Consider the following 25,106-nt stretch of genomic DNA (forward strand, 5'->3'; position numbering starts at 1 on the left):
TCAGCGGGAGGGAGACCCGCCGCCGGTCAGCAGCATCGTCAGCTCCACCCGGGAGCGGATGTCCAGCCGGGCGAAGATGTTGCGCAGATGATGCTCGATCGTGCGCGGGCTCAACGTGAGCTGGGCGGCGATCTCACGGTTGGTGGCGCCCTCGGCGACCAGCCGGGCGATCTGGAGCTGCTGGGGGGTCAGCCGCTCCAGGCCCGCGGGGGCGGGCTCGACGGTCTCGCCGGCGGCGCGCAGCTCGGCGCGGGCGCGTTCGGCCCAGCGTTCGGCGCCGTACTCGGTGAAGGTCTGCAGGGCGCTGCGCAGATGGTCGCGGGCGGCGCGGGGCTGGCGGCTGCGGCGCAGCCGGTGCCCGTACAACAGGGCGGTGCGGGCCTGCTCGAACGCCGAGTCGGCCGAGGCGTGCAGACGCAGGGCCTCCTCGAAGTGCCCGATCGCGGTCTCGTCGTCGGCGGCCAGCAGCGCCCGGCACCGGTGGGCCAACGCCAGCCGGTTGGGGCTGCGGGTGCCCTCCGCCCACGCCTCATAGGCGGCCAGCGCCCGGGACGCCTGCCGCCGCTGGTCGCAGCGCACCGCCGCCTCCACATAGTGCGGGATCGCCAGCGTCCGCATCACCCGATGCTGAGCCCCGGTGGCGGTGCGCAGCCGCAGCCGGGCGGCGGCGTCGGCGGGCCGGTCGTCGGCCAGGTCCAGGCAGGCCAGCGCCCACACCGCGACGGTGGCGGGCCGGCTGAGCCCGCGCACGCCGACCTGCTCGGTGATCTGCGCCAGATGCGCCGTCGCGGTGTCCCGATCCCCCAGCTGCGCGCTGACCAGCGCCATCAGCGCCAGATGGTCGATCGCGCAGTTCTCCTGCCCGGACGCCCGGGCCAGCCGCAGCCCTTCGGCCGAGTCGGCCAGCGCCGCATGGAACCGGCCCAGCAGGCACTCGGCCATCGACAGGATCACCAGCGACCACGGCAGCAGCGAGCTGGACCGCGGCCGGCGGGCCCGATGCACCGCCTGCGCCGCCAGCTCATAGGCCCGCTGGTCCTCGCCGAGCGCGATGGCGGCGCTGCCCGCCCAGGTCTTGGCCACCGGGTCGGAGCCGGCCTCGCCCAGCTCCACCACCCGCCGCAGGGCCGCCCGGGCCTCCACGTGCCGGCCGTCGACGACCACCGCCGCCATGCCGGAGAAGTGCGCCAACATCAGCTCGGTCACCGGAGGCTCGGCCGGGTGCCGCAGCCGGGCGGCGCGCTGCGCGGCCTGCCGGGTGGCCCGCATGTCCCCGGTCAGGTCGGCGGCCTCCGCGGCCCGCATCAGCGCGGTCAACGCCAGGTTGCGGCGCGGTGCGGCCAGCCGTTCGGCGGCCTCCATCAGCAGCCGGCGGGCGGTGACCGGATGCCCGTTGCGCAGCTCGATCTCGCCTTGCAGCAGATCCGCCCGGCCGATCAGCTCGGACGAGCGGGCCAGCGGGCGGACCTGACGCAGCAGCGCCCGGGCGGTGTGCGGGCGGCCGGCCCGCCAGAAGTCCTCGGCGGCGGCCAGCAGCCGGTCCGCCTTGATCTGCGGGTCGCGGGTGAGCGCCGCGGCCCGCTGCCAGGCGCGGGCGGCGTCGGCGTGGTGGCCCGCCGCCACGGCCAGCGCGGCGCCCGCGCACAGCTCGTCGGCCAGCCGCGCATCGGGGTCCTGCACGGTGGCGGCCCGGTGCCAGGCCCGGCGCAGCCGATGCCACGGCCGGTCCAGCACCCGGGCCAGCAGGTCGTGCACGGCCTGCCGTTCGGCCAGCGCGGCGTCGGCGTACAGGCAGCTGCGGGCCAGCGGATCGGGCACCCGCACCGCTTCGCCGTCCACCCGGACCAGCCCGGAACGCTGGGCGCGTTCCCATTCGGCCAGGTCGATCCCGGCCTCGGCGGCGGCCCGGGTCAACGTGTCCAGCTCCAGCCGCTCGTCGGCCACCGCCAGCAGCACCAGGGTGCGCGCCCCGGGGCCCAGCGCCTCCAGCCGACGCCGGTAGTGGGTGCGTATCCGGCTGTCGCGGGGCAGCGCGGCGGGCGGCGGGGCCTGCCCGGCGAGCTGCTCGGGGGTCAGCTCGGCGGCCAGCTCGACCAGCGCCAGCGGGTTGCCGGCGGCCAGCTCCACCAGCTCGGCGGCCGGTTCGCCGCACACCTCCGGGACGCGGTCGCGCACCACCTTCAGCGCCGCGTCCGGATCCAGCGGGTGCAGCCGCATGAGGGGGATGTCGGCCAGGCAGTCCAGCCGGTCCTCGCCGCGGTCGTCGCCGGCGAACAGCAGCACCACCGGCTCGTCGGCCAGCCGGCGCGCCGCGAACGTCAGCGCGTCCAGCGACGGGCCGTCCAGATGATGGGTGTCGTCGACCCAGCACAGCACCGGGCCGGAGCGGCCCAGCTCGGCCAGCAGCCCGAGCACCGCCCGGCACAGCGCGAACGGGTCGGCCGGGCCGGGCGCGCCCGTCCCGGTCAGGAACGCCAGCGCGGCCGCCTCCTCGGCGGGCAGCCCGGCGGTCGCCGAGAACACCGGCCGCAGCAGCCGATGCAGCCCGGCCAGCGCGAAGTGGGACTCGCCGCGGATGCCGCGGGTGCCGATGCTCTGGAAGTCGGGCGCCTCCCGGACGGCGGCGTCCAGCAGCGCGGTCTTGCCCATGCCCGCGCCGCCCACCACGGCGAGCGCGCCGCCGCGGCCCGATCGGGCCCGGGCGAGCAGGGAGCGGAGGGCGCTCAGCTCCTCGTCCCGCCCGTGCAGCGCATGGCCGGGGGTGACGACGGGGCCGGCGGCAGGGGGGGTGGAAGCCGGTGTGGGGGGTGCGAACAGCGAGTCGGGTGGCATGTCGTTCCTTCCCGCTCAGAACCGAGCCGCTTCCGGCATGCCCGGGGATCTCGGGGTGGCGGGCATCGACGCCCCGGTGTGCCGGGGCGCCGCGGAAGGGCTCGCTTGCTCAGCTGGGTGGGGTGTACTTCTCTGCCAGCGGGGATGTGACGGGCTGGCGATGTATCTTCAGCCCGCCGAGCTTGTCGCGGTCGGGCTTGAGCACATAGGCGGAACGGGTCGACGGGACGGTCCACCGGGAGTAGTCCATCGCGGGACCGCCCAGCCCGGCGTTGAACTGGGGGTTGGAGCGGTGCGCGGCCACGATGCCCTCACGGCTGAAGTCGCGCATGGAGCAGGCCTTCTTGAGCGCCTCCCCGACGGTGACCGCCGCGCCGTACCCCGCGATCACCGAGAGGTCGACCGGCTGACCCCGGTAGGTCTTCCGGTAGTCCCGGGCGACCTGCCGGATGCCCTCGATCGACGCGGACGGCGGGGCCACCGCGCTGAGGATGTAGAAGTCCTTCTCCAGGTACGGGCCGACCGGGGTGTCCAGCAGCTGCTCGGCGAAGGCGGAGTTGCTGGCCACGAACGGCACGTTCAGTCCCTTGGCGGCGGAGACCCCGACCAGTGAGGACGCCTGCAGCGGGCCGACGCTCACCAGCACCGCCTTGACGCCGGCCCGGCGGAACGCGGTGACCGCCGGGGTCATGTCGTTGTCGGTGGGGCGGATCTCGTGCTCGACCAGTTTCATCCCCAGCTCCCGGGCGGCCCACCGGGAGCCGGTGACGGCGCTGTCGCCGTAGTCGCCCTGCAGGTACAGGTGCCCGATCTTGTCGCCGGCGCCCAGACCGTGCTCCTTGGCCAGGAACTCCACCCCGTTGATCATGTCGACGTCGTAGGTGGTGCCGATGATCTGCACGTATTTGCTGCCCAGCAGGGTGTGCGCCCAGGCCTGGGGGACGGTCAGCACCCGGTCGGACTCGATCCGGGATCGCAGCGCGGTGGTGATGGAGGAGCCGATGAGCTGGGGGATCGCCGCCGCATGCGGGGCGACCTCGGCATAGGCGGTCACCGCCTTGCGCACGTCGTACCCGTGGTCGCGGACGACCAGCTCCACCGTGCGTCCGCAGGCCCCGCCGGATTCGTTGAACCGTTTGAAGTACAGCTGCTGGGCCTGGGTCACTCCCCGGCCCAACGGGGCGTAGGGACCGGTCAGGTCGGTCAGCGCGGCAACCGTGATCTTGTCAGCGGTCACACCCGGCCCGGTCCGCATGGAGTCGGACGACTGCACCGTCGGCTTGTCGGCGCAGCCGGTGAGCCCGGTCACCGCGAGTGTGAGGGCCGCCAAACGGACCAGACCACCGCGGAAGCACGGGGGGTGGGAACGTGGAGCGAGCACGCTGCCTCCTTGGGGGGTCGGTCGCACACCAGCATGGACGACGATTCTGGTCCAGTGTCACGAATGAATTAAGGGAGCGGGCTCAACGGGTCGTGCTCATGGTTGTGAGCACTCACAATCGTCCGGTTTTGTTGGATTGCCGGTATAGCGCGGCTCTTGACGCGGTGGCAGCATGGCCGCACTCACCGAGGGAGGTGGCGCATGGGCGTACTCACAACCTCGCCCGCCAAGACCGACCGCGAGATCATCAGACGTGCGGTCCGCAAGCTGTCGGACCAGCTTCCGCAGCTGGCGGATCGGCTGGTCAATGAGATCCTCGCCGGTGAGGGCGCGGATCGTCCAGCCGAACTGCGGGCCGATTTGTGGGAGGTGTCTCACATCGGCCTCGGACACGGGATCGAGGCGATCTTGGACCCCGGTCGCGGCCGCCCCGACCTGCGCTGGGCCGAGGAGCTGGGCCGCCGCCGCGCCGAACAGGGCCTTCCGCTGGACCAGCTGCTGCGCTCCTACCGGCTGGCCGGCTGCGTGTTCTGGGAGGGCCTGGTCGAGGTCGTCAGCCAGGAGGACCCGGCCTATGTGCCGATGCTGGTCCGCCACGCCACCCAGACCTGGCACACCATCGACCAGCAGTCCACCACCGCCGCCGAGGCCTATCACCGCACCGAGTACGAGCTGCTGCGGCGCAGCGAGGAGCGGGTCGCGGCGATCGTCGACGCCCTGCTGGAGGGGCGCGGCACCGACCCGGGGATGCTGCCGCGGGCGACGCGGGCGCTCGGGCTGCCCGCCCAGGGCCGGTACGCCGTCGTGGTGATCGACCAGCACGACGTGCTGGAGGGACAGCGCTTCGTGCGGCCGGTCGACGGCGGCGGCCTGCGGTTCATCTGGCGGATGCGCGCCGACACCCAGATCGCGGTGGTCTCCCTGGGCAACGCCGACCTGTCGGACCTGGTGGAGGTGCTGCGCCCGCGGGTGCACAGCCACGCCGGGATCAGCCCGGTGGTGGACGGCCTGGCCGATCTGGGCAAGGCCCGCTGGCTGGCCGAGCTTGCGCTGCGCACCTGCCGGGAGCCCGGTGCGGAGATCGCCCGGCTGGACCGCAGGCTCCCCGACGCCCTGGTGGTCTCGCAGCCGGAGCTGGCCGAGCGGCTCGGCCGGGGAGTGCTGGGGGCGCTCTCGGAGATCAACCCGGCGTTCCGGGACGTGCTGCTGTCCACCCTGACGACCTGGCTGGAGTGCGACGGCTCGGCGTCGCGGGCGGCGAGCCGGCTGTATTGCCACCACAACACGGTGCTCAACCGGCTGCGCCGGATCGAGCAGCTCACCGGCCGGTCCCTGAACCGGCCCCGGGAGCTGGTCGAGGTCGTGCTCGCGCTGAGCGCGCTCAAGCTGGTGGGCAACAAGGAGTCGGGCTCTCGCGCGTGAGGACGCCGGGCCGGTCCCGGCGGGGTGCCGGGCCGTGGCCCGGCCTCAGCACTTGGGCGAGCAGATCCGGCGGGACGTGCCGGCCAGGAAGATCCGTTCCATGTCCTGGGCGGTGCGGGCCAGGTGCACGCTGCCCCCGGTGGCTTTGGCGATCTTGTTCAGCTCGTCCTTGTCGACCTCGTCGCCGAAGCCGATGATCACCACCTGGACTGGCCGGGCCGGGTCGTGGCCCCGCCGCAGCCGGCGCAGCGTCTGCTCCAGGGTGGGCCCGTCGGCGTCGTCGTTGCGCCCGTCGGTCATCAGCAGCACGGTGTTGACCATGTCGGGCTTGTAGGTGCGGCGCATGTACTCGACCGCGGCGAGCACCGAGTCGTACAGGCCGGTGTCGCCGTCGGGCTTGGGCTGCAGCGCCGACAGCGAGGACAGGATCCGCTGCCTGCGGGTGACCGAGCCGGTGCGCTCGCCCAGCGGCCCCATCTCCACCGTCTGCCGCCAGTCCCTGCGGCCGTCGAGGTTGGTGGAGAACACCCACTGGCCCAGCTCGGTGTCGTCGGGCTGGTAGGACAGGCCCAGCTGGGCGGCCTGGGCGAGCACCTGCATGCGGGTCTTGCCGCCGGAGCCGGGCACCGTGGCCGCCATCGACCCGGAGATGTCCAGCACCGACAGCATCCTGCTGGTCAGCGACAGCTTCGCCCAGGCCTGCAGGGCGGCGCGGACCTCGGACGGCTCGGGGTCGGGCAGCAGCCGGACGCCCTCCAGGTCCGGGCGGGTGGTGCGGAACCCCAGATCGCGCAGCGCCCGGCGGGTCCGCTCGGTGCGGATCCGATGCTCCAGCAACCGGGCGGCCTCGGCGCGGTCCTGCTCGTCGGAGACCACGGTGTAGGGGTAGTCCAGCGCCAGCGTGCCCTCTGCGGGCCGGATCACCTGCAGCGGTGCGGACGGCCGCTCCCGGTCGCGGCCGTGCATCGCCTGCTCGGAGGCGATCACCATCTGACCGCGCGGCCCGGAGAACAGCGTCGTGGGGTCGTGGACGACGCCTTGACGGGCGTTGCGCACGATGCCGGTGAACTTCTCGGTGCCGGCGGGGTCGTCGGCCAGCAGAGACCGGATGATCATCAGCAGGCTCATGCCGGCTCCGCTGCGGCCGGGGTCGGTGATCCGTGCCGTGGCGGATCTGCTCCCCAGCAACTCCAGCCACCTCGTCCGGTCGCCGGCGGCGGGGCCGCGGCCGGTGGGGCTCGGGACGCCCACCACGATCGGGGACCAGGCGATGGGGAACCCCGGTCGCGGCGGCCGTGCGCCGCCTTCGGCGGCGGCGGCCGACCACAGCGACGAGTCGGGGATCCACACGTCCGGCTTGCGGGCGATGGTCTGGGAGCTGCCGGTGCCCGACAGCAGCGCGGCCACCGCGGCGGGATCCGCGGCGGTGACCACGGCCCGCACGCACGAGCCGCCGACGACCCGTCGTTCCTCGGTGAGGTCGGCGGCCGCCTGCCGGATCGCGGGCGCGATCTCCGGCGCCGCCGCGACGTGCAGGTCGAGGGTGCCGTGAGCGGTGCAGCCGAACGTGCCGGCGAACGCGTAGCATCCCGCGACGATCAGCGCCGTCGCCACCGCGGCCGCGGCGAAGGCGATCAGATTGCGGCGGCCGGGGCGGCCCGGCCGGGCGCTGTGGCGTCCGCTCACGCGCATGCCCCCTTGTCGACCCGGTCCCTTGGCCCCCGAGAAGTGCCAGAAGACTCGTGCGTGAGGGTTGGCCGGTCAATCCGATCTCCTCAACTCTGTCGCCGCGCACCAGCGCGATGAGCCGCCGGATGTGCGCGCTCCCAATCTCTGCGCCGCCCCCTGGGCAAACGCGGGCGACTGGTGATTTCACCGATGCCGAGGGCGCGTGTGGCGTTCGACACTCCTGTCTGCCCGGCATCCCCCCCGTGCTCGGGTCTGTCCACGAAAGGACGCAGATGAAGAAGAACCTGGTGCGCAAGCTCAAGATGCTGCCGGCGATCGTGGCCCTGGCGGGCGGCGGTGCGCTGGTGGCCCCCGGCACCGCGGCCGCGGCCGACAACCCCTACGAGCGCGGCCCGGACCCGACGGAGCAGCTGATCGAGTCCGCGCGCGGCCCGTTCGCCACCGCGCAGACCAGGGTGTCCTCGCTGAGCGTGACGGGCTTCGGCGGCGGCGTGATCTACTACCCGACCGACACCAGCCAGGGCACCTTCGGCGCGGTCGCCATCTCACCCGGCTTCACCGCCGACTGGACCAGCCTCGACTGGCTGGGCCCGCGGCTGGCCTCGCACGGCTTCGTGGTCATCGGCATCGACACCATCACCCGCCTGGACCAGCCCGACAGCCGGGGCCGCCAGCTGCTGGCCGCACTGGACTACCTGACCCAGCGCAGCTCGGTGCGCAGCCGGGTGGACGCGAGCCGCCTGGCGGTGGCCGGTCACTCGATGGGCGGCGGCGGCTCGCTGGAGGCCGCCAAGAGCCGCACCTCGCTGAAGGCCGCGATCCCGCTGGCGCCGTGGAACCTGGACAAGACCTGGCCTGAGGTCGTCACCCCGACCATGATCTTCGGTGGCGAGCTCGACACCGTCGCGCCGGTGAGCACGCACGCCATCCCGTTCTACAACAGCCTGACCAACGCCCGGGAGAAGGCCTACCTGGAGATCGACAACGGCAGCCACTTCTTCCCGAACGTCAGCAACACCCTCGTGGCCAAGTACATGATCAGCTGGCTGAAGCGGTACGTCGACAACGACACCCGCTACGAGCAGTTCCTGTGCCCGGTGCCCGACGACCGTGGTCTGTCGGACTCCCGCGGCACCTGCCCGGGCAGCTGACGCCCCCCTCTCGGGGACCGATGAGGACGGCGGCCGTGCCGAGCACGGCCGCCGTTCCCGTTCTCTCCGTTCCCCGGTCGCCTGATGTCCCGCTCCATGGCCCGCCCCGTGCATCTCGTGCGGCGTCCCGTGCGGCCGGGCGGCATGGAGGGCCGCCCGGCCGCACGTTCATCGAACGCCTCCGCGGAGATCCCCGCCTTCAGCGGGGGAGGAGGCCACGACCGGCCGTGACCCGTGACCGGCGGCGCCTGCACGGAAGGGCGCGCACCGTCGATCCCCATGACGGCCGGCTCCCCCGTGACGCCCCGCGGGCGATGGCGGAGCGCACTGTGCGGGGAGAGCAGGAGAGGACCGCCCGCGACGGCCGGCGCGCCGAAAACCTGCACTTAAGTGATAAAGACCAAAGATGTGCACTGAGTGTGTGCAATAGCAACAAGGCAGGCGCAGTGCCTAGTCTTTGGCGTGCGTTGTCGGTGGAACAGGAGCGCACGGTGTCGGAGGCGGTGGGGATCGGGGAGCGGGCCGCGACGATGTGGCGGGTCGCGGTCATGTTCGGGCGGACCGGGCTATGGCGGCCGGGGCCGCCGGTACGGGTCGCCCGTCAGCTCGACGCCCTGCGGCGATGGGGCACCACGCTGGGCGGGTCGTGGATCTCGGCGGCGGCGCGCGACCCGGAGCGGACGGCGATCATCGACGAGTACGGGGCGCTGACCTACGGCGAGGTCGACGCCCGCACCGACCGGCTCGCCGCCGCGCTGGGCGCGGGCGGTGAGCGGCCCCGGGTCGCGGTGCTGTGCCGCAATCACCGCGGCATGGTGGAGGCCCTGGTGGCGTGCAGCAAGCTCGGCTCGGACGTGGTGCTGCTCAACACCGGCATGGGCGCCGAGCAGTCGATCAAGGTGCTGCACGAGCAGGAGGCCGAGGTCCTCATCGCCGACTCGGAGTTCGAGGAGATCCTCTCCGGCGCGCCCGCCGGGGTCCGCACGCTGACCGCCGACGGACCCGAGTGCGATCTGGCCGCTCTCGTCGACAAGCCCGCGGAGGCCGCCCTCGCCCCGCCTCCGCGCAACGGCCGCCTCATCATCCTCAGCTCCGGGACGACCGGTCAGCCCAAGGGGGCGCGGCGCAACCCCCGTCCCGGATTGGGCGCGCTGGCGTCGGTGCTGTCGAAGATCCCCCTGCGGGTCCACGAGACGATGCAGCTGGAGGCCCCGCTGTTCCACACCTGGGGGTTCGCGGGGCTGCAGATCGCCATCGGGCTGCGGGCGACGATGGTGCTGCGCCGCCGGTTCGAGCCCGAGGGCTGCCTGCGCGCCGCCGCCGAGCACCGGGTCACCGCGATGTTCGCCGTTCCCGTGATGCTGCAGCGGATGCTGGAGTGGCGGGACGGCGCCGACGAGCGCATCGATCCGTCGTCGCTGCGGGTCGTGGCGGTGAGCGGGTCGGCGCTGCCCGGCGGCTTCGCCACCCGGTTCATGGACGCCTTCGGCGACGTTCTGTACAACCTGTACGGGTCCACCGAGGCGTCCTGGGTGACGATCGCGACCCCTGAGGATCTGCGCGCCCACCCCGACACGGCGGGCAGGCCGCCGAGCGGTACTCGTCTGGCGATCCTGGACGAGGAGGGGCGTCCCGTCCCGCCGGGCACGGTCGGTCGCATCTTCGCCGCGAACGAGCTGCTGTTCGCCGGCTACACCAGCGGCGCGACCAAGGAGACGGTCGACGGCATGATCGGTCTGGGGGACCTGGGCCGACTGGACGAGCACGGTCGGCTGTTCATCTGCGGGCGCGCCGACGACATGATCGTTTCCGGTGGGGAGAACGTCTTCCCCGGCGAGGTCGAGGACGTGATCGTCGAGCTGCCGCAGGTCCGTGAGGTGGCGGTGGTCGGCGTCCCCGATCCCGAATGGGGCCAGCGGCTGGCCGCCCATGTGGTGCTCCACCCCGGTCAGAGCCTGACCGCCGATGAGATCCGCGATCTGGTCCGCAGCCGGGTCGCCCGCTTCGCGGTCCCCCGCGACGTCCATTTCGTCGACGAGCTGCCGCGCAACGCCACCGGGAAGGTCCTCCGCAACCGGCTGCGGTGAGCGACCGCCGGCCGCGCGGGGTCTGAGCGCGTACAAAGGGGCCGGCGCCCGGCGCCGGCCCCTCTGACGGATCCGAACGTCACTCGATCTCGGTGTTGCCGATGAGGCAGTTCTGGTCGGCCGAGCCGAGGATGCCGCCCGCGACGTTGAGGCAGTTCAGCAGAGCGACGCTCTCGTTGTCGACGTCGAGGTCCTTCTCGAAGGACTTGAAGTCCAGGTGGAACTTCTTGTCGTTGTCGTACTTGTAGTACCTGTCGTGGCCGCCGGCCATGGCGGGCGTGGCGCTCATCAGCACGCCGCCCACGGCGACGGTCAGGATGCCGGCCGTTGCCAGTCGCTTGAGCACGATGTCTCCTTCTCGGTGAGTGTGGAATGCCGACGTGCGGCGTAACGCAGCCTCGCCGGTCACGAGTAATTGCTAACACCCGACAAGCCTCGACGTCGATGCGGAACCGGATGCTGTGACTCATTGTTTCCAAAGTCATTGTCGTGGCGCCGGGTGTTGTGTCGGGAAATGGGAGATTGTCCTCCCGGGATGATTTGAGCGGCCTGCCGGGAATATCCGGAGCAGGGTTATTGCAGGAAATGGAGAAGGGCCGGCGTTTTCGCGCCGGCCCTTCTGCTGGACTCTGCCGGACCGAATGTCAGTCGGCGTCGGTGTTTCCGATGAGGCAGTTCTGGTCGACCGAGCCGGCGATGCCGCCGAGGATGTTCACGCAGTTCAGCAGCGCCAGGGTCTCGTTGTCGACGTCGATGTCCTTGTCGTGCGACGTGAAGTCCAGGTGGAACTTCTTGTCGTTGTCGTAGTGGTGGTAGTGCTTGCCCTTGGCGTAGTGCTTGTGGTGCTTGTGGTGCTTGTGGTGGTCGCCGGCCATGGCGGGCGTGGCGTTCATCAGCACGCCGCCCACAGCGAGGGTCAGCACGCTAGCGGTTGCCAGTCGCTTGAGCACGATGTCTCCTTCTCGGTGAGTGTGGAATGCCGACGCGCGGCATGAGGCAGCCTCGCCGGCCACGTGCTCATTGGTAACACCTTCAAGGTCCGGCGTCGATGCGGGATGGGACGTCGCGACCTCTTTTTCCAAAGATATTGGAATGACGCCGGGGGTTGTGTCGGGAAATTCGAAGAATATCTTTTTCAGGTCGTCTGGGGTGGGCTGTCGGAGATGCCGGGAATCGGCATTCGATGGGCGCCGGAGAGGGAGGGCGTGCGGGCGGGCGCCGGAGAGGGGCGCACGGTGGCGCGTGGTGGACGCCGAGGGGCACGGCGACGGGCGGCGGAGGGGAGCGTGCGACGGACGTCGAAGAGGGGCCGGTGCCGGGCACCGACCCCTCCGTCGTCTTCTCGGCCGGGGGCCGAGCCTCAGTCGACCAGGGTGTTGCCGGTGAAGCAGTTCTGGTCGACCGTGCCCAGAATGCCGCCGATGAGGTTGACGCAGTTCAGGAGCGAGACGCTGCTGTTGCGGACGTGGATGTCCTTCTTGAAGTGGTGGAAGTCCAGGTCGAACTTGTCGTGGTACTTGTGGAAGTGGTGCTTGTGGAAGTGGTGGTGGCCGTAGTGGTGGTCGCCGGCCATGGCGGGCGAGGCGCCCATCAGCACACCGCCCATCGCGAAGGCCAGGATGCCGGCCGTTGCCAGTCGCTTGAGCACGATGTCTCCTTCTCGGTGAGTGTGGATGCCGATATGCGGCGTAAGGCAACCTCACCGGCTATGGGTAATTGGTAACACTCGCCGTAGTCGGCTGTCGGCATAAAACAGTCAATCTGGCTTATCGATTCCCACGGGTGTCGCCATCGGATCGCTCGGTGTGTTGCGAGATTCCGGAAGTGGGCGTCATGTGTGTTTATGGTGAGCTGTCTGGAATGCTCGAAATGTCCGAACAGGCACAAAAAGGGGGGCCGGCGCGGAGGCGCCGGCCCCTGCTGGCCGTCGAGGTCAGCTGCTCTTGGTGTTGCCGATGAAGCAGTTCTGGTCGACCGTGCCCAGGACACCGCCGATGAGGTTGACGCAGTTGAGGATGGCGATGGTCTCGTTGTCGATGTCCGTGTCCTTCTCGAAGGACTTGAAGTCCAGCGAGAAGTGGCGGTCGTTGTCGTACTTGTAGTACCTGTCGTGTCCGCCGGCCATAGCGGGCGTGGCGCTCATCAGCACGCCACCCACGGCGACGGTCAGCACACCAGCCGTTGCCAGTCGCTTGAGCACGATGTCTCCTTCTTCTGATTTGCGGAATGCCGATCTCGACGCGCGGCGTGATGCAGCCCGCCGGTCAAGAGTTATAGGTAGCACCGCTCATGCCCGCGTGTCGACGCCGATCAAGGAAGACGTGAAATTTTTCCTTAAGCATTACCTTCGGGGATGTCGTGGACGACGGTAATTGCGGGAAGGGTGCATGGTTGCGTGAACTGTCCGGAAAACCGGATTGCCGGGTGTATGGAATGCCCGATTCGATCGGTTTTGCCGAGAGTAGGCGTCAATAAATGGTCAAAGCGAGATCGACCCGAGGTCAAGGTCCGGGTCGTCGCCCGCGTGCTGTGCGACGCTCAGATGGCCTGTCGGTGACCGTCCGACCTGCGCTGAGCCGGGGCTTGGGGTCGCTCCCCCCGAACGACAGGCGACCGCCGACCGACACCGTGCCGCGCCGGCCGGTTCGTGGTCGCAGGGCCGTGCGCCCCACCGATGACCTGCACCGGACGCCGCGGCCGCGCGGACGACAAGGAGTGACCCGCAGGTGTTTCAGCGATCGGCGCGCACGCCGTTGATCCTCGTGTACCGGGCGGTGGACCGCATCACCCGCAACGCCGCTCGCGACGCCGACCGTGACGCCGTCCCCGACGCCGCCCGCGATCTGCTCCGGCAGACGGTCGGCCCCGCCTTGTTCGAACGGCAGATGGACTGGCTGCACCGCAACGGGCTGCGCGGGGTGTCGGTGAGCGAGCTGCGACAGGCGCACCGGGCGGGCCGGGCGCGCGGCCTGGTCGGCCTGACGTTCGACTGCGGATACGCGACGTTCGCGACCCGTGCGGCGCCGGTACTGCTGCGCCGGGGGTTCACCGCGACCGTCTTCGTGCCCGCCGCCCGGATCGGCGGGCACGAAGACCGGGATGCGGGCGGAGGCCGGCCGCTGCTGACCGAACGGCAGATCCGCTGTGTGGCCGGCAAGGGGATGGAGATCGGCTCGCACGGGCTGCACCACGTCCCCCTCTCGGACCTGGAGGAAGAGGAACTGGTCGACGAGCTGAGCCGGGCCCGCGCCCTCTTGGAGGAGATCACCGGGCGGTCGGTCACCGGCTTCGCCTACCCCTGGGGCCAGGTGTCCTCCCGGGAGGTGACCGCCGTGCGCAAGGCCGGGTACGAGTACGCCTGCACCATCGGCCGCACCCCCTTCGACGGCGACCACGCGTTGCCGCGGACGCGCATCGGCCCCCGCGACGGCCGGGTCGGCCTGCGGGTCAAGGTCCTCCGTCATCAGCTGCGGCTCTGAGCCCGCCGGCGGGCGGCCCGCCCGGCGCGGGAGCGGGCCCCCGGGCGGGTAAGCGGTGCGTCATGTCTTGGTCAGACCGAGGGGAAGGCCGGGGCGCGACGCCCGGGACGGCCAATAGTGTGCCGAGCCGCATGCCGACCCCTACCACCGACCATCATCGAGAGGCATCCATGGCGAACTGGACCAGACACACCGCCCGCGCCGTCGTGTGCGCCGCCCTGGTGCCGGCGTTCACGGTGGTCGGCGGCGCGCTCGCGCACGCCGACGCCGGCGCGCCGTCCCGTGCCCCGCTCGAGGTCTGCGGCTTCGCCCGCTCCTTCGACGGGCTCGTCGGCCTGATCTGCAAGGGCCGCATCGACGGGCCGGACGCGCTCCAGGTGGATCTGCGGCCGCTGACGGAGGCGCCGCGCAGCGCGCTCGGCGCGCAGCGGGCCCGGCGGGGCGATCGCGACTGGCACGAGGTGGTGCGGACGCCGCTGACCGACCCCGTGCGGGGAGTGCAGGACACCATCATGGGGCTCGGCGCGATGCTGTCCGACCTCGGTCGTCAGGCCGGGGGAGCGCGTCCGGCCCAGTCCGCCGGATCGCAGGCCGGGAAGAGCAGTGGCCGGGCGCGGCCGGAGAAGGCGAGCGGCACGCCCCGACCGAGGGCCGGGCACGGCGGCGGCCAGGCCCGTCCGGGAACGGGACAGACCGGCGGCACGAAGGCCCGTTCGGGAAAGGGGACCGTGGGCGGCGGTAAGAAGGCCCGCTCCGGAAAGGGAAAGATCGGCGGCGTGAAGGCCCGTTCGGGAAAGGGGACCGTGGGCGGTGAGGCGCGGCCGGCGGCGTGACACGGCCGGCTGCCGCCCGTCGACGGCGGGCCGCCTCTTCCCGGGTAATGGGATAATTCGCGAGCGGGGCTCCGGAAGAAGGCCGGCGCCCCGTTTCTTTATGTTCAGGAAATCGTGCTGTCCATGGCGCTTGTGACATATCGGGCAAAAGGTGCATCTCGCGTGGTGTGTGCGGTGACCAGCGTGAACATCACTCATCAACGCCGCTTGGATCGAACTTGACCCACCGCCGAGTGTCCTTCTCCGAGGTGCGGGTATTTTCCCGGTAATCGATTGTCGCCGCATTTTGGCAATCCCAATTCTGGCGGCCGGGCAATCGATAATGCTCTCGGCGAGGTGCGGTACCCCATGGCCTCGTCGGATTTTCAGTCCATTCGGCTCGCATCCCCTGGGAAGGGTCTTGAGGGCTCATGAGAAACCAGCGCCAGCGTCAGCCACGATCCGCACGCACGTGTGATCCCGTACGCCGGCCCGCCCTGCGGGCCCGCGTGCACCGGACCGGCAGCGATCTGCTGGTCCAGCTCGTCGGGGAGATGAGCGCGCGCACCATCGAAGCGGTGCGCGCGCCGTTGGCCACCGCGCTGCGTTCGGTACAGGCTCCGCGGCTGCTGCTGGACATGTCCCGGGTCCGGATGAGCGACCGGTTCGGCCTGGGCCTGCTGGTGTCGCTGCGGAACGCGACGATCCAGGCGGGCGGCAAGCTCATCCTGGTGCAGCCCACCGCCGAACTGCGGGAGATGCTGGCCGACGCCGGCCTGGACCGCCACCTGCACACCTGCGCCTCGCTGGAGCTGGCCGGGACCCACGTGCCCATCAGCACCCGGCCCGGCCGGCTGCTGCCGATGCGCACCCCTGAAGAACCCGAGACGCTGCCGGTCGCCGCTCCCCAGGAGGCGACCCCGAAAGCCACCGAGGCCTGAGACCGCACCCCTCCTCGCCGCGACCCGCCGGACCGCTCCGGCGGGTCGCGGCTTTCCGCGCCCTCCCCTCGGCCGCTCTCCGCCGGTGCCCTTCCGGCGCCCTCCAGCCGCGGCGCCCCCGCGGCTGCGCCCTTCAGCGGGAGCCCGCCCGGAAGGGCCGGCGTTCCGCCCTCGGCGGGAGGTCAGGCCTCGGGCGACCCGGACCGGCCGTCCCCCGGCCCGCCCGCGGGGAGGCCGCCCCATCCGCCTCCCGACCTCCTCCCCGCCCCGGCGGGCCGCCCTCTGCGCTCCGGGGGCGCCGGCCCGCCCCGATCGCCGCCCGGACGGTGCCGGCCGCTTGGGCGGCGGCCAGGGCCAGGGACAAGACGATGATCGCCACCAGCAGATGGCCGCCGTCCGGGACGAACAACAGGACCATCCGCAGATCGCCGTCGAACCACCGGGGAACGACGGCATGGGCGGTGTGGGCGAGCAGCAGGCAGACGGCCACCGACGCGGCCCCGCCGCCCACCGCCCGGATCCGGGAGCGCCCGGGACGGGCGGGCCGGAAGACCCGCACCAGGGACCGGATCAGGGCCGCCGTCAGCAGGGCCGCGAGGACGGCCAGGGCGACCAGCAGCCGGCCGATCAGCGGATCGGCCTCCACCGGCCGAGGGGAATCGCCCAGCAGGATCCGGACCGCGCCGAACCCCGCCGCGTTGAACAGCGCGTCCTCGGCGATGGAGAAGGCGTTCTGCAGCACGACCACGGCGAGGTCCCGGTCCGGGACGAGGATCATGATGGCGTGGTATCCGGCCGCGGCCGACCCGCTGTGCCAGACCATGCGGACCCCGAGCCCGTCCACCACGTCGTCCCGCCAGCCGAACCCGTACCGATGGGAGCCGTGGACGTCGGCGGTCCCGGTGTGCAGCTGCCGGACACCGGCCTCCGACAGCACGTTCCGCCCCCCGCCGAGCTGGGCGATCGCGTATGCGGCCAGATCGTCCAGGCTGGCGGCGAGGTACCCGTAGGGGAGTCCGGAGGCGTCGTACGGCGGGTCGAAGGCGCGCCACTCGCCGAAGTAGGACCGGTGCCCGGGCGGTATCCGCTCCGCCCGCTCCGCATCGGCGATCGCATCGCGCATGCCCAGCGGCTCGAGGATCGAGGCGCGCAGCCGCTCCCCGAAGGGCCGCCCGGTCACCTGCTCGACCAGCGCCCCCAGCAGCATGTAGTTGGCGTCGCTGTAGGCGTGCCGCGTCCCCGGCGGGGACTCCAGCCGGACCCGGGCCAGCTCGCGGGCTCGCCGCCGCACCCCGCCGGGCGCGTTGTCGAACCGGTCGGAGCGGATGTAGCCGTCCCTGGTCGACAGCCCGCTGGTGTGGGTGAGCAGGTGCCGCACGGTGACCCTCTCGGCACCCGGGCCGCGCAGCCGCAGCCACGGCAGATGGGCGCGGATCGGCTGGTCCAGCCCGATCCTCCCGGCCTCCACCAGCTGCATGACGGCCAGCGCGGTGAACGACTTGCTCAGCGAGCCGATCAGGAACGGCGTCCGCGTGGTGATCGGTGCGCCGGTGCCGTCGCGTCCCCAGGTCCGCCGGTGCACCACCCGGCCGCCGCTGATCACCGCGTACGCCGCGCCGGGCGTTCCGGTCCGGCGCAGCGACTCCTGGACGTGGGCGTCGGCCCGGGCGAACGCCGCAGGAGCGTCGGCCGCGGCCGCCGTCCCCGGCATCGCGCACGCCATGACCACCGCCAGCACCAGAGCTCGGAGTCGTCGCATCGCCCCGCCTCAATAACCGTATGGTCGTACGGTTTTCCTATCATGACCCACCATGCCCCGGGTAGCCGATCACGATCAGCGCCGTCGGCAGGTCGCCGACGCGGTCCGCCGGCTGATCGCCGTGGGCGGCCTGGAGGCGGTCACCGTCGCCCGCACCGCCGCCGAGGCGGGGATCTCCGTCGGCCTGGTGCAGCACTACTTCCGCACCAAGGACGACATGCTGCTGTTCACCTACCGGCAGGTCATGGCGGACATCGACGCCCGGCTGGCGGACCTGATCGAACGCCGGGAGCAGGCCGGCACCCGGATCGAGCACGTCGTCCTGGACGGCATCGCCGAGACGATGCCCCTGGACCCCCGGCGCCGCGAGGAATGGCGGGTGGCGCTGGCCTTCGCCGGCCGTGCGGTGGACGAGCCCCGGCTGGCCGCCGCCCGGGCGCAGCGCCTGGAGGACCTCCGCGGTCGTCTCGCCGAGGCCATCGACAACGGCAAGGAGTGCGGCGAGGTGCCCCCCGGCCTGGACGCCCGCGCCGCGGCCGTCCGCCTGGCCGCCTACGCCGAGGGCCTGACCCACCACATGTTCGCCGACCCCGAGCACGTGCCCCCTTCGGCCGCCCTGGCGGCGCTGGCCGACCATCTCGCGACGATCTTCACCGGCCACTGCCGGCTGCACGACCGGGCCCCGGGGGAACGCCCGCCTCCCGACGCCGGCGACGACGCCGATTGAAGGCACAGATTGAACTGATCGAAAAGACAGGCCGACGAGGCCAGCCCCTCGACGACCCGCCGAAACGACCTGTCGGAACACCCGCCGCGGCGGCGCACCCAAGCAACGGGCGCCGGGCCGCGGAACCTCGATCAGGTCCCGCCGGCCCGGCGCCCGATGCGATCGGTGTCAGTGCGGGTTGGCCGCCAGCAGCTGGCCGAGAAGGTCGTCGAGGGTCACGATCCCCCGGATCTCCCCGTCCGGCCCGGTGACCACGCCCAGCTGGGCGCGTTCCCGGCGCAGCCGGGTGGCCGCGTCCAGCACCGAGGCGGTCTCCGGCAGCGACGGGATGGGATAGGCCATGTCGGCGGCCCGGCGGCCGTTCTCGGCGGTGATCGCGTCCCGGACGTGGGTGACGCCCAGCACCCGGCCGTCGTCGGCGCGGACCAGCAGCCGGGTGTGCCCGCTCGTGCGGGCGGTGCGGCGGATCTCCATCGGGTCCGCGGTCGCCGGAACGGTGGTGACCCGGGCGACGGGCACCGTCAGGTCGGCGATCGGGGCCTCCCGGACGGCGATGACCCGCCCCAGCAGGTCGTGGTCGCGCCGGTCGATCAGGCCCAGCCGGCGGGATTCGCCCAGCAGGTGGCCCAGCCGCTGCGGGTCGGTGTGGTTGTCCGGCTCGTTGCGGGGCGGCACCCGGATCAGCCGCAGGAACCCGTTGCTCATCCCGTTCATCAGCGCGAGCACCGGGCGCGACAGCCGGGCGAAGGCGCGGAACGGCATCGCCAAGATCAGCGCCGAACGCTCCGGGTGCGAGATCGCCCACGACTTGGGGGCCATCTCGCCCACCACCATGTGCAGGAACGTCACCACCGTCAGCGCCACCGTGAGCGCCACCACGTGCGAGGCGCCCTCCGGCAGCCCCAGTCCGTGCAGCGGCCCGGACAGCACCTTCTCGAACGCCGGCTCGGTCACCACGCCCAAGCCCAGCGTGCACATGGTGATGCCGAGCTGGGCCCCGGCCAGCATCAGCGACAGCTCCTTGATGCCGGCCACCGCCGAGGCGGCCGGGCGGCTGCCGGCCCGGGCGGCCCGCTCCAGCCGCGGACGCTTGGCGGCCACCAGCGCGAACTCCGAGGCCACGAAGAAGCCGTTCCCGATCAGCAGCAGCACCGTCAGGGCGAGGGCGGTCAACGGATCCATCAGCCCTCACCCCCCGCGGCCGCCAGCAGCCGGATGCGGACCTTGTGCGGCACCCGCCGGGCCACGCTGAGGACCTCCAGCTCGACCTCGCCGGCCTGCTCCCGGTCCTCGTCCAGCTTCACGATCACCCGGTCGCCGCGCCGCGGCAGCCGGCCCAGCCGGGCGATGACCAGCCCGCCCAGGGTGTCGTAGGCCTCGTCCTCCGGCAGCTCCAGCCGGGTCAGGCCGGCGACCTCGTCGATCCGCAGCGCCGCGTCCACCGTCCAGGCGCCGTCCTGGGCGGGGACCGGCGTGGGGTCCACCAGCCGGTCGTTCTCGTCGGTGATCTCGCCGACCAGCTCCTCGGCGATGTCCTCGAACGTGAGGATCCCGGCGAGCCCGCCGTACTCGTCCACCACGCAGGCGAACTCCTCGCCGGTGTCCCGCATCCGCTCGATCACCCCGTACAGCGGCTGTGACCCGGGGACCAGCAGCGGGGGACGGGCGATGCGCCGCACCGGCGTGTCCGGCGTGAGGGCGTCGTCGGCCAGTTCGCCCACGCCGACCACGCCCACGATGTCGTCCACATCGGCGCCGTACACCGGGTAGTTGGTGTGCCCGGAGGTGCGGATCCGCTCGGTCAGCTCGGCCACCGTGGCGTCGGCGGCGACGGCCACCACGTTCGGCCGCGGCACCATCGCCTCGTCGGCGGTCCGCTCGCCGAACGTCAGCGCCCGTTCCAGCACCGCCGACAGGTCCGCCGGCAGGTGCCCGGACTTGTAGGACTCGCCGATGATGTCGCTCAGCTCCTCCAGCGTGGCCCCGTGGTGCAGCTCCTCGGCGGGTTCGATGCCGACCGCCCGCAGCAGCCGGTTGGCCGCCGCATCGAACAGCTTGATCGCCGGTCCGGCCACCGCCAGGTACATCAGCGTGGAGGAGGCCAGCGCCCGGGCGATGCCCTCGGCGCGGGCCAGCGCCCAGTTCTTGGGGATCAGCTCGCCCATGACCATCTGCACGACGGTGGCGAGCGCGAACCCGGCCGACAGGGCGACCGCCCCGACCGCGCCCTGCGGGACGCCCGCCCAGGTCAGCGGGGGTTCCAGCAGCTCGGCCAGCGCGGGCTTGGACAGCAGACCCACGATCAGCCCGGTGACGGTGATCCCCAGTTGCGCGCCCGACAGCATGAACGACAGTCGGCCCATGACCTGCAGCGCCCGGCGGGCCTTGACATCGCCCTGCTCGGCGGCGGCGGTCAGTGCGGCCCGGTCGGCCGCGACGTAGGCGAATTCCTGCGCGACGAAGTATCCCGTCGCCGCGGTCAGCACGAACAGGGCGACGACGCCCAGCGCGATGCTCAGCACGACCCACCCGCAAGGGTGTTGGGTCTATGACTGGAAGGGTCCGACATCGCGGACGCTCAGCTCCTTTCGATTACGCCTGTAATACCCGCAACGTACCACCCGACCTGCGCGTTCCCTAGACCCTGATCAGTGTGAGAACGAAAACGGCGCCCTATGCCCGTGGTCTTGTCACGGGCGCCGGCCGAGAAACCGATCATGGGAATCGACGGCGGTTATCTTCCGGCCAAGGACGTGGAGCGGGAGGAACCGCCCGGTCGGCCGGGCGCCGTGACGGACGATCGGGGAGGCGTCCCTCGGGGGCCTCGAGGCGTCCGGGTCCGACGGTGCCGGGCCGGACGATCGGCGGCGAGTGAGCCCCGCGCGAGCCGTGGGCGGGCGTCGCGTGAGCCGCGGACGGCCCCGCCGGGGACCGCCGCCGGGCCTCCGGAGATCACCGAGGGCCCCCGGAACGAGAGCGCGGCCGATCCCGGTGCGGGACCGGCCGCGGTGGGCGGAGGGGGAAGGGTCAGGTGCCGATCACGCCGCCGTCCTCCTTGCGGATGACGACGGTGGCCGAACGGGGACGGCCGGCCGGATCGTGATCGGGCCAGGAGCTGACCGCGTTGGGGTTCTCGGGAGTGGGTTCGGCGCCCCAGAACGCGGTGGCCTCGCCGGGGTGCTGGATGTTGACGAACATCGTCCGTCGATCCGGGGTCATGGCGAAGCCGGTCACCTCGCACCCGCGGGGACCCACCAGGAAGCGGCGGACCTCCCCGGTCGCCGGGTCGGCGGCCAGCATCTGGTTGTTGCCGATGTTGTCGTGCCCCCGGTCGGGGCGGTTCTGGGTGGAGTTGGACACGTCGGTCTGGATCCACAGCCGGCCGTCGCGGTCGAAACCCAGACCGTCCGGCGAGCCGAACGCGTCCTCGGGATCCAGCTCGACCTGCGGGTCGTAGGCGGGGTCGCCGGCCAGCAGGAAGATGTCCCACTCGAAGGTCAGCGCGGTGTTGTCGCCGCCCCGCTCCCGCCAGCGCACGATGTGGCCGTAGGGGTTGGGCTTGCGGGGGTTGACCCCGCCCTCCCAGCCGGACCCGTTGGTCAAGGTGAGGTAGACGTCCTTGGTGCGGGGGTGGACGGCCACCCACTCGGGACGGTCCAGCTTGGTGGCGCCCACGGCGTCGGCGGCCTCCCGGGTGCGCAGCAGCACGTCCGCCTGGTCGGCCCACCCGCCCGCCTTGGTCAGCGGGCCGGTGCCGTGCTTGAGCGGCAGCCACCGCCCGGTGCCGTCGTCGTTGAACTTGGCCACGTACAGCGTCCCGTGGTCCAGCGGGCTCTTGCGCAGGGCGCGCAGCAGCCGCCAGGGGGCGCTGCCGACGAACTTGTAGACGTACTCGCCGTCCTGGTCGTCCCCGGTGTAGACGACGACCCGCCCGCGCGACTCGGTGACGGTGGCGCCCTCGTGCTTGATGCGGCCCAGCGCGGTGCGCTTGACGGGGGTGGACCTCGGGTCGAACGGGTCGATCTCCACCACCCAGCCGAACCGGTTGAGCTCGTTGGGGTTGACCGCCACGTCGAAGCGCGGGTCGGCCTCGTGCCAGCGGTAGGAGCCGTCGGCCGAGACGCCGTAGCGGGCCTGCCGGGGGGTCGGCTTCCAGGAGGGGTCGGTGGTGCCGAAGTAGCTGTTCCAGTTCTCCTCGCAGGCCAGGTAGGTGCCCCAGGGGGTCTGCCCGTTGGAGCAGTTGTTGAGGGTGCCCATGGGGGCGTTCCGGGCCTTGAGCGCCGGGTGCCTCGGCCCGACCGGCCCGGAGAAGGTCACCGGGGTGGAGCCGGTGATGCGGCGGTTGTAGCGGGAGTCGACCTGCCTCCAGCGGCCCTTGTCCTGGACGATCTCCACCACGCTGACGCCGTGCGCGGCCAGGGCCTTGTCGACCTTGGCCTTGGTCATCTCGGCGTCCCCGTCGGGGAACAGCAGCGCCTGGTCGACGTACTCGTGGTTGAGCACGAGCAGTCCCCGGCGGCTGCCCAGCGGCCCGGCGCCCAGCGGGAAGAAGGCCATCCCGTCGTGGTGCATGCCGATCTGCCGGGCCTGGTCGGCGGCGCTGTCGGAGGCGTCCTTGCGCCACGCGGGGCCGCGGGAGCTCAGCGGGGTGCCCCAGGGGATCAGCACCTGGGCGGTGTAACCGGGGGGCACCTTGATCTCGTCGTCGGTGCTCGGCGGGACGGGCCGGAAGCCCAGCAGCCCCTTGGGCTTGCCGGGCTTGTTCCCTTTGTTCTTCCCTTCGCCGGGCTCGGCGGCGGCGGCCGCGGCGGTGCCGGTGCCGGCGGCCGCGCCGATGAAGCCCGCGGCGGCGACCACGGTGCCGCCGCGGATCACCGATCGCCGCGACAGCCGGGCCTGGGCGACCTCGCGCAGCGTCGCATTGCCCGACGGGTTGGAACTGACGTCGTCAGGGTCTGTGGTCGGACGGACGTCTTCGGCGGTCATGAGCACCTCGTCGCTTGATTTACCGGTGAAAAGGGGGGAGAAACCGGCAGGTTGCGCAGTCACCGGCAACGTAGAGCGCGGCCATGACCGGCCGGCGGACTCGAGGTGAACAATCGCCCCCTTTCCCGCGCCTCCTCGTCCGCTTTCCGGGCCCGCCGCCCCGCACCGGTCCCGGAAAGGGTCCTCGTGGGTCTTCGGAAAAGGGGCGCCCGCCGAGCGGATGAGGGCTCTCCTGGGGGAGGGGCGGCTCGCCGTTCTCGCGTCCTGACGCCGCCCGGCACGGCGGAACGCAGCGGGCCACGGCGGAACGCAGCGGGGCACGGCGCAACGGGCGGGACACGGCCCGCGCCCGCCGGTGGAGGCGGGCCGCTCGGCGGGCGCGGGCCGTGGGACCGCGCGGTCGGGGCGCGATCAGGAGGGGAACGCCGTGGGCTCGGCCGTGTCCCGGGGGAGCAGGTCCCGGCACCTGCGCAGAGCCCTGACGATCTTCGGGTCGTCGCTGTTCTCCAGGTCGGCCGGCCGGACGTTCTCAGGGACCTGGACACCGTTCTCGGCCATGCAGTGCTGGAGGGGACTCATGAGCCTCAGGCCGGGGGATGAGCCGCCGCTCCCGCCGCAGGCGGTGAGGGCGAGCGTCGCGGTCAGCGTGACGGCGCACAGAGTGAGCCGGGAAGTCTCCATGATCGGAATTGTCCTCGGCGGCCCGGCCCGGGCGGCCGCTTCGCCAGGCCCCGCGGCGGCGGCGATCACCCGGCCGGAGCCGCCGCATCCGCGCCACGGCCCGCGCCGCCCGGAGCAGGGTCGCAGGCCGCCGGCGCCCGGGTCTTCGGCCGGATGCCGCAGAACGCCTCCCGGCGGGATCCTCAGACCGACGTGGACATGGGGCCGCCGTTGAAGGTCACCGCGTCCAGGGCGGCCTGCGCCAGGTCGAACGGCTCACCGGTGGTGTCGGCGTAGGCGCGGTGGACGTTGAACACCAGGCGTTCGGCGTCCGCCCAGGACGCGAACTCCCCCAGGTCGGCGCGCCGGGCGGCCTCCAGCGGCGACAGGCCCGCCTCCATGCCCTCGGTGGCCACCGCCAGCACGAACCGGTAGTAGCGCTCGTGGGCGTCCAGCACCTCCGGCAGCGCGGCGGCGTCGCAGATCGGCCCGTGCCCGGGGACGACCTGGGCGGGCTCGAAGGAGTCGATCCAGTCCAGCGCCCGCAGCGCCCCGGTGACCGAGCCCATCCCCAGCAGCGGGGTCAGCCCGTTGAACAGCAGGTCCCCGGTGAACAGCACCCGTTCCTCCGGCAGCCACACCGCCACGTCCCCGGGGGTGTGCGCGGTGTAGCCGGGGTGGCGCAGCTCGATCCGGCGCCCGCCCAGGGTCACCGCCAGCTCGGAGGTCAGCGTCACCTCCGGCGGGCGGCGGGTGACCGCGCCCCAGTCCGGCAGCGGCTCCCACAGCGGCGGGCACCCGTCGATGATGAAGTCCTCCAGGATGCCCTTGCGGGTCTCCTCATGCCCGATCAGCACGGTGGAGGCGGGCAGCAGCGAGTTGCCGTGGGTGTGGTCGCCGTGCAGGTGCGTGTTGACCGCGTACCGCAGCGGGACGTCCCCGGTGGCCGCCCGCACCGCCTCCAGGAACCGGCGGGTGCGGGCCTCGGTGGCGCAGGTGTCGACGATCAGGGTCCCCTCCGGGACCGACACCGCCCCGGCGTTGTTGACCCACCATGTGCCGTCCGGCTGCACCCAGCCGAAGATCCCCTCGCCCAGCTCGTGCAGGACCGGCTCCTGCGCGGCGCCTGGACCCGGTGCCGATGTCGTCATGTCGTCGAGCCTACTTCCGGGCCTCCGCC

General features: G+C 72.3%; 20 protein-coding genes. 7 read left to right on the forward strand and 13 right to left on the reverse strand.

All coding sequences use genetic code 11. The features are described from left to right. Together EIO00_RS04950 and EIO00_RS04955 are read right to left on the reverse strand one after the other, a co-directional pair. Positions 1-2,832, reverse strand: a complete 2,832-nt coding sequence (locus EIO00_RS04950; protein WP_140175731.1) for an AAA family ATPase — start codon at positions 2,830-2,832, stop codon at positions 1-3. A gap of 109 nt (positions 2,833-2,941) precedes the next feature. Then, entirely contained in the window at positions 2,942-4,141 is a 1,200-nt protein-coding gene (locus EIO00_RS04955) for an ABC transporter substrate-binding protein (protein WP_241661117.1), read from the reverse strand. A gap of 273 nt (positions 4,142-4,414) precedes the next feature. Here EIO00_RS04955 and EIO00_RS04960 point away from each other — a divergent pair, with 273 nt between their 5' ends. Beyond that, on the forward strand, positions 4,415-5,635 hold the full coding sequence (locus EIO00_RS04960; protein WP_140175733.1) for a PucR family transcriptional regulator: 1,221 nt from the start codon (positions 4,415-4,417) through the stop codon (positions 5,633-5,635). Positions 5,636-5,680: 45 nt separating this feature from the next. On the opposite strand, the gene EIO00_RS04965 is transcribed toward EIO00_RS04960, so the two are convergent. Further along, on the reverse strand, positions 5,681-7,321 hold the full coding sequence (locus EIO00_RS04965) for a substrate-binding and VWA domain-containing protein (RefSeq protein WP_161602650.1): 1,641 nt from the start codon (positions 7,319-7,321) through the stop codon (positions 5,681-5,683). A 275-nt stretch (positions 7,322-7,596) separates the two neighbouring features. Here EIO00_RS04965 and EIO00_RS04970 point away from each other — a divergent pair, with 275 nt between their 5' ends. Together EIO00_RS04970 and EIO00_RS04975 are read left to right on the forward strand one after the other, a co-directional pair. Next, positions 7,597-8,475 (forward strand): alpha/beta hydrolase family protein, encoded by an 879-nt coding sequence (locus tag EIO00_RS04970; RefSeq protein WP_140175735.1) that lies wholly within the window; start codon positions 7,597-7,599, stop codon positions 8,473-8,475. A 473-nt stretch (positions 8,476-8,948) separates the two neighbouring features. Continuing rightward, on the forward strand, positions 8,949-10,562 hold the full coding sequence (locus EIO00_RS04975) for an AMP-binding protein (RefSeq protein WP_241661135.1): 1,614 nt from the start codon (positions 8,949-8,951) through the stop codon (positions 10,560-10,562). A 79-nt stretch (positions 10,563-10,641) separates the two neighbouring features. Here EIO00_RS04975 and EIO00_RS04980 read toward each other — a convergent pair whose 3' ends face one another. The 4 genes from EIO00_RS04980 to EIO00_RS04995 all read right to left on the reverse strand — a co-directional run bounded on the left by EIO00_RS04980 (position 10,642) and on the right by EIO00_RS04995 (position 12,705). After that, positions 10,642-10,908, reverse strand: coding sequence for a hypothetical protein (locus EIO00_RS04980; protein ID WP_140175736.1), 267 nt, complete (start codon positions 10,906-10,908; stop codon positions 10,642-10,644). A 298-nt stretch (positions 10,909-11,206) separates the two neighbouring features. Then, positions 11,207-11,512, reverse strand: coding sequence for a hypothetical protein (locus EIO00_RS04985; RefSeq protein WP_140175737.1), 306 nt, complete (start codon positions 11,510-11,512; stop codon positions 11,207-11,209). A gap of 410 nt (positions 11,513-11,922) precedes the next feature. Next, the gene (locus tag EIO00_RS04990; protein WP_140175738.1) at positions 11,923-12,210 is read right to left on the reverse strand and encodes a hypothetical protein; all 288 of its coding nucleotides are present in this window, start codon (positions 12,208-12,210) and stop codon (positions 11,923-11,925) included. Between the two features lie 285 nt (positions 12,211-12,495). Next, complete coding sequence (locus EIO00_RS04995) at positions 12,496-12,705, reverse strand: hypothetical protein (RefSeq protein ID WP_175596133.1); 210 nt, start codon at positions 12,703-12,705, stop codon at positions 12,496-12,498. 583 nt (positions 12,706-13,288) lie between these two features. On the opposite strand from EIO00_RS04995, the gene EIO00_RS05000 reads away from it, so the two are divergent. The 3 genes from EIO00_RS05000 to EIO00_RS05010 all read left to right on the forward strand — a co-directional run bounded on the left by EIO00_RS05000 (position 13,289) and on the right by EIO00_RS05010 (position 15,794). Further along, complete coding sequence (locus tag EIO00_RS05000) at positions 13,289-14,041, forward strand: polysaccharide deacetylase family protein (protein WP_140175740.1); 753 nt, start codon at positions 13,289-13,291, stop codon at positions 14,039-14,041. 170 nt (positions 14,042-14,211) lie between these two features. Beyond that, positions 14,212-14,874 (forward strand): hypothetical protein, encoded by a 663-nt coding sequence (locus tag EIO00_RS05005; protein ID WP_140175741.1) that lies wholly within the window; start codon positions 14,212-14,214, stop codon positions 14,872-14,874. A gap of 488 nt (positions 14,875-15,362) precedes the next feature. Beyond that, on the forward strand, positions 15,363-15,794 hold the full coding sequence (locus EIO00_RS05010) for an STAS domain-containing protein (RefSeq protein WP_161602651.1): 432 nt from the start codon (positions 15,363-15,365) through the stop codon (positions 15,792-15,794). 133 nt (positions 15,795-15,927) lie between these two features. Here the strand turns inward: EIO00_RS05010 and EIO00_RS05015 are convergent, their stop codons facing one another. Further along, the gene (locus tag EIO00_RS05015) at positions 15,928-17,553 is read right to left on the reverse strand and encodes a serine hydrolase domain-containing protein (RefSeq protein ID WP_140175743.1); all 1,626 of its coding nucleotides are present in this window, start codon (positions 17,551-17,553) and stop codon (positions 15,928-15,930) included. 52 nt (positions 17,554-17,605) lie between these two features. On the opposite strand from EIO00_RS05015, the gene EIO00_RS05020 reads away from it, so the two are divergent. Further along, the gene (locus EIO00_RS05020; RefSeq protein ID WP_140175744.1) at positions 17,606-18,280 is read left to right on the forward strand and encodes a TetR/AcrR family transcriptional regulator; all 675 of its coding nucleotides are present in this window, start codon (positions 17,606-17,608) and stop codon (positions 18,278-18,280) included. 168 nt (positions 18,281-18,448) lie between these two features. On the opposite strand, the gene EIO00_RS05025 is transcribed toward EIO00_RS05020, so the two are convergent. From EIO00_RS05025 to EIO00_RS05045, 5 genes are all read right to left on the reverse strand, one after another. After that, positions 18,449-19,462 (reverse strand): hemolysin family protein, encoded by a 1,014-nt coding sequence (locus EIO00_RS05025; RefSeq protein WP_140175745.1) that lies wholly within the window; start codon positions 19,460-19,462, stop codon positions 18,449-18,451. Further along, positions 19,462-20,802 (reverse strand): hemolysin family protein, encoded by a 1,341-nt coding sequence (locus EIO00_RS05030; protein WP_140175746.1) that lies wholly within the window; start codon positions 20,800-20,802, stop codon positions 19,462-19,464. The genes EIO00_RS05025 and EIO00_RS05030 overlap by 1 nt, the downstream gene beginning before the upstream one ends. Before the next feature lie 505 nt (positions 20,803-21,307). Then, the gene (locus EIO00_RS05035; RefSeq protein WP_140175747.1) at positions 21,308-23,266 is read right to left on the reverse strand and encodes a PhoX family protein; all 1,959 of its coding nucleotides are present in this window, start codon (positions 23,264-23,266) and stop codon (positions 21,308-21,310) included. Positions 23,267-23,677: 411 nt separating this feature from the next. Further along, a complete protein-coding gene (locus EIO00_RS05040; RefSeq protein ID WP_140175748.1) occupies positions 23,678-23,947 on the reverse strand; it encodes a hypothetical protein in 270 nt (89 codons plus the stop codon). 182 nt (positions 23,948-24,129) lie between these two features. Then, a complete protein-coding gene (locus EIO00_RS05045) occupies positions 24,130-25,077 on the reverse strand; it encodes an MBL fold metallo-hydrolase (RefSeq protein WP_140175749.1) in 948 nt (315 codons plus the stop codon). Positions 25,078-25,106: the final 29 nt, after the last annotated feature.

It is taken from the genome of Thermomonospora catenispora, assembly GCF_006363815.1.
In the GTDB taxonomy this organism is placed as follows: domain Bacteria; phylum Actinomycetota; class Actinomycetes; order Streptosporangiales; family Streptosporangiaceae; genus Thermomonospora; species Thermomonospora catenispora.